Raw genomic sequence first — 4,479 nt, forward strand, 5'->3', positions numbered from 1 at the left:
CTGGCCGTCGCGGCAAACCTGCCGCAGATCGGCGAAATGTCGAGCTGGATCGGCCTCGTCGCACCGGCGGGCACGCCGTCCGCCATCGTGCAGAAAATTCAGCAAGACGTGGTGAAGGCCTACGCCGATCCCGTCGTCGCCGACCGGCTGGAGAAAGCCGGCATCACCGCGGTGACCACCACGCCCGCGGAGTTCGATGCGTTCTTCCGCAGCGAGGCGCAACGCTGGACGAAAATCTACAAGGACAGCGGCATCAAACTGAACTGACACCGGACAAGACGGGAGCGACGATGAACGTGATGCCCACCGCGAGCACCGGCAGCGCGGCGATGACGCAGCCCCGCGCGCGCATCGGCCTCATCATCCCGTCGGTGAACACGTTCAGCGAGCCGCAGTTCAATCGTTTCGCGCCCGAGGGGCTGGGCATCCATGTGGCGCGGGCCCGCGTCGCCGGCGAATGGAAACGCCCCCTTCCCGAGATGAAGGGCGAGATCGCGGGCGCGGCCCAATTGCTGGCCGACGCCCACCCCGACGCGATCGTGTTCCATTGCACCGACACGTCGATGACGCAGGGACCGCAAGGCGAAGGGAAAATCCTCGACATCGTCACCGAAGCCACCGGCATCGCTGCGATGGCAACCAGCCGCCTGGTGCTCGATGCGTTGCAAACGCTTGCGATGAAGAGCGTCGTTCTGCTGACGCCTTACAAAAGCAACAAGCCCATCGTCGATTACCTGACCGCTGCGGGTGTTGCCGTGGTTCAGGACGTGGCGCTAAAGCTCGAAGCCAGGAACTTCGGCGACGTCACTCCGCAGGACTGGGCAAAGCTTGCCAGGGAGAACGACCGGCCCGAGGCCGATGGCGTGTTCCTGTCCTGCACCAACACCCGGCAGATCGAAGCCATCGCCGATATCGAGCAGACGCTCGGCAAGCCGGTGGTCAACAGCAACCAAGCCGTGCTTTGGGGCGCAGTGAAGCGGCTTCGCGACAAGCTCGCGCCGCTGAAGCCGATGCCCGAGCTTGGTCGCCTGATGCAGAGCTTGAACTAAGAGGCGAAATATCGCCCGCAACGCCTCATCCTTCGGAGCACACGCCATGTCATTCCGATGGATGAAGCGGACGACGACAGACCAAGGGAGGGTTTGATGCCATCGTGCCTCGGCCGTTTTCTGGCGATAGCCGTCTGCCTGCTGGGATGGGCCTTGCCGTGTTCGGCGCAGAGCTACCCGACACGCTCGATCACCATGATCGTGCCGTTCGCGCCGGGCGGCCCCGCCGACGTGTTGGCGCGGCTCGTCGCGCAGAAGATGGGCGACGATCTCGGCCAACAGGTCATCGTCGACAATCGCCCCGGCGCCAACACCATCATCGGCGCGCAGGTCGTCGCCAAGGCCAAGCCCGACGGCTACACGATCCTGCTCGCCATCGACGGAACGCTGGTGATGAACCCGTTCCTTTACTCGAAGCTCAGTTACGATCCGTTCAAGGACTTCGCGCCGGTCGCGCTGATTGCCTATATCCCGTCGGTGTTCGAAGCCAACGTCAAGGTGCCGGTCAACTCGGTCAAGGACGTGATCGAACTCGCGAAAGGCAAGCCCGGCGAATTGATGGTCGGCGTCAGCACGCCGACCTCGCAGGTCATCGCCTCGCTGTTCAATATGATGGCCGGCGTGAACCTCACCCAGGTTCCCTACAAGGGCGGCACGACGCAAATCACCGGCCTTCTCGCCGGCGACATTCCGCTCGGCATGGAAAGCGCCAACGTCGCCCTGCCGCTGTGGCGCGACGGCAAGATCAAGATCCTCGGGTTGACCGGCGGGCAACGGCTGTCGATCGCGCCCGAAATTCCCACCATCGCCGAAACCCTGCCGGGATTCGACCTCGGCATCTGGCAGAGCGTCGTCGTCCCCGCAGGCACACCGAAAGACATCATTGCCCGCCTCTACGGTTCGCTCGCCAAGGTGATGGCGTTGGAGGAGGTCAAGAAACGCCTGCTCGACGCCGGCATCGAGCCGACCATCAGCAAGAGCCCGGAGGAATTCGGCGCATTCATCAAGTCGCAGGCCGCAACCCGCGAAAAGGTGATCAAGGCCGTCGGCATGAAGCTCGACTGACGGCCTCGCAACGCAGGAAATTCACGCGCGCTTCTGGCGGATGCCGAGACGTTCGAGCCGCGGCAACACCTCGTCGCAGAAGTACGGCAGCTCCTTGAGATAATTCACGAACGAGAAGCCGATGCCGCGCAAGCCGGCGCGGCTCAGGTCGGCGAGTTGCCCGGCGATGCGGTCCGGGTCGCCGACCATGAGCAGGCCGCCGAGCCCATGCGCGTAATGATGCCGCTGCTTCTGGAATTCCTCCTCGCCGACCGTCGCGGGCGAGATGTTCTTCTTGCCGAGGATGCCGTCCACCGCCGACCAGTCGGCATTCTCGATGGTGGCGTAGTTGTAATACTCCTCGGCCTCCTTCTGCGTCGGCCGGCAAGTGACAACGCCCACGGCATAGACGTCCAGCTCCCGGCCCTGCGCCGCGGCATCGTCCTTCGCCGCCTTCACGCGCCCGGCGGTTTCTTCGATAGACGTCAGCGACGCCTGGGTGAAGAACGCATCGCAGTTGCGGATGGCGAAGGCCCGCCCCGCCGGCGAGGCGCCTGCGTTCATGATGAGCGGGCGCGAGCCGCCATAGGGTTTCGGCTTGGCGCGCACGTTCTTCAGCTTGAGGAAGCGGCCGTCGTAATCGAAGTCATCCTTCGGGCCCCACGCGAGCTTCACCGCATCGAGCCATTCCTGGGCGTAATCGTAGCGCTGCTCGTGCTCGCGCTGCGTCACGCCGAACATCTGGAACTCGTCCTCGTTCCAGCCGACCACGACGTTGAGCCCGAACCGCCCGCCGCTTACTTGATCCGCGGTGACGAATTGCTTGGCCGCGATCAGCGGATGAAACAGCGGCGCATGAACCGTGCCGAATGCGATCAGCCGCTTGGTGTGCGCGAGAAGGCCGGTCGCCCAGGTGATCGTCTCGAGCGTGGTGCCCATGTAATCGGTGTCGCCGCCGTATCCCTTCCAGCGGCCGACCGGCAGGATGAAGTCGATCCCGGCGTCGTCGGCCATGCGCGCCAGCGCCAGATTGTCCTCCCAGTTGCCGGACCAGCGCTCGGGCACGCGCGTCACCGCGCGCCCCGAGGAGCAATTCGAGCCGAACAGGCCGATCTTCAGCACATTGTCGTTGTACATCGCCATGCGGTCGCGCATGGACACGCGGGAATGCTCGGATGCGGCGGCCGGAAGGTTCATTCGCAGGCTCCAATCGTTCCGCGAACTATAAACCGACCGCCGACGGCGCCGATAGCGCCCGGCATCGAGGCTTGCATGCCTGCACACCGCCCCGCGCGGGACGGTTTCGGTGTCCGAAAATTTCCGCCGATGCAAACGCGGCCCCGATTGGGCCTCAAGCCACCGCCGTCGTCAGGCGGCCGTGCATGGTCCGGTCCGCCAACAGCGCATCGAAATAGCCGATCGTACGCTTCAATCCCTCGCTCAACCGCGTGCGTGGCGCCCATTCCAGCACGTCGTGCGCGCAGGAGATATCGGGGCGGCGCTGATGCGGATCGTCCTGCGGGATCGGGCGATGCACGATGCGCGAACGCGAGCCGGTGAGCGCGATCACCTGCTCCGCCAATTGACGGATGGTGAATTCCTCGGGATTGCCGAGGTTGATCGGCCCGAACACGCCATCGCCCGCGGCCATGAAGCGCATCAGGCCGTCGACCAGATCGTCGACATAGCAGAACGACCGGGTCTGCGTGCCTTCGCCGTAGATCGTGATGTCTCGGCCGAGCAGCGCCTGCACGACGAAGTTCGACACCACCCGCCCATCGTTCGGATGCATGCGCGGGCCGTAGGTGTTGAAGATCCGCGCAAGCTTGATGCGCAGATTATGCTGGCGCTTGTAATCGAAGAACAGCGTTTCGGCGCAACGCTTGCCCTCATCGTAGCACGCGCGCAGCCCGATCGGATTGACATGGCCCCAGTAGCTCTCCGGCTGCGGATGGACCTGGGGATCGCCGTAAATCTCCGACGTCGAGGCCTGGAGGATTTTCGCGCCGACGCGCTTGGCAAGGCCCAGCATGTTGATGGCGCCGAGCACGCTGGTCTTGGTGGTCTGCACCGGATCGCGCTGATAGTGCACCGGCGACGCCGGGCAAGCGAGGTTGTAGATTTCATCGACCTCGACGAACAACGGCATGGTTACGTCGTGACGGATCAGTTCGAAGCGCTTGTGACCGATCAGGTGCTCGATGTTGCTGCGCGTGCCGCTGAAGAAGTTATCGACGCAGATTACATTGGCGCCGGCGTCGAGAAGCCGTTCGCAAAGGTGCGAGCCGAGAAAGCCCGCGCCCCCCGTCACCAGGACACGATTTTCAAGATGCATCGCGGCACAGCCCCTCACGGCAACGCCTCGCAATGGGCGTTCACCCAGCCC

At 64.1% G+C, this 4,479-nt stretch carries 5 protein-coding genes; 3 read left to right on the top strand and 2 right to left on the bottom strand.

What is annotated here, in order from left to right; genetic code table 11:
- The 3 genes from VN004_RS16000 to VN004_RS16010 all read left to right on the top strand — a co-directional run.
- On the top strand, nucleotides 1-267 hold a 267-nt coding region (locus VN004_RS16000; RefSeq protein ID WP_325612039.1), incomplete at its 5' end, for a tripartite tricarboxylate transporter substrate-binding protein.
- Nucleotides 268-290: 23 nt separating this feature from the next.
- A complete protein-coding gene (locus VN004_RS16005; RefSeq protein WP_325612042.1) occupies nucleotides 291-1,049 on the top strand; it encodes a hypothetical protein in 759 nt (252 codons plus the stop codon).
- Nucleotides 1,050-1,145: 96 nt separating this feature from the next.
- Nucleotides 1,146-2,114 carry a tripartite tricarboxylate transporter substrate binding protein gene (locus tag VN004_RS16010; RefSeq protein WP_325612044.1) on the top strand — a complete coding sequence of 323 codons (969 nt, stop codon included), beginning with the start codon at nucleotides 1,146-1,148 and terminating at the stop codon, nucleotides 2,112-2,114.
- A 21-nt stretch (nucleotides 2,115-2,135) separates the two neighbouring features.
- On the opposite strand, the gene VN004_RS16015 is transcribed toward VN004_RS16010, so the two are convergent.
- Both VN004_RS16015 and VN004_RS16020 read right to left on the bottom strand, forming a co-directional pair.
- The gene (locus VN004_RS16015; RefSeq protein ID WP_325612046.1) at nucleotides 2,136-3,290 is read right to left on the bottom strand and encodes an LLM class flavin-dependent oxidoreductase; all 1,155 of its coding nucleotides are present in this window, start codon (nucleotides 3,288-3,290) and stop codon (nucleotides 2,136-2,138) included.
- A 154-nt stretch (nucleotides 3,291-3,444) separates the two neighbouring features.
- Nucleotides 3,445-4,428: a UDP-glucuronic acid decarboxylase family protein gene (locus VN004_RS16020; protein ID WP_325612049.1), complete on the bottom strand. Its 984-nt coding sequence runs from the start codon at nucleotides 4,426-4,428 to the stop codon at nucleotides 3,445-3,447.
- Nucleotides 4,429-4,479 lie beyond the last annotated feature (51 nt).

The sequence above is a fragment of the Pseudorhodoplanes sp. genome, assembly GCF_035565855.1.
Classification (GTDB): domain Bacteria; phylum Pseudomonadota; class Alphaproteobacteria; order Rhizobiales; family Xanthobacteraceae; genus Pseudorhodoplanes.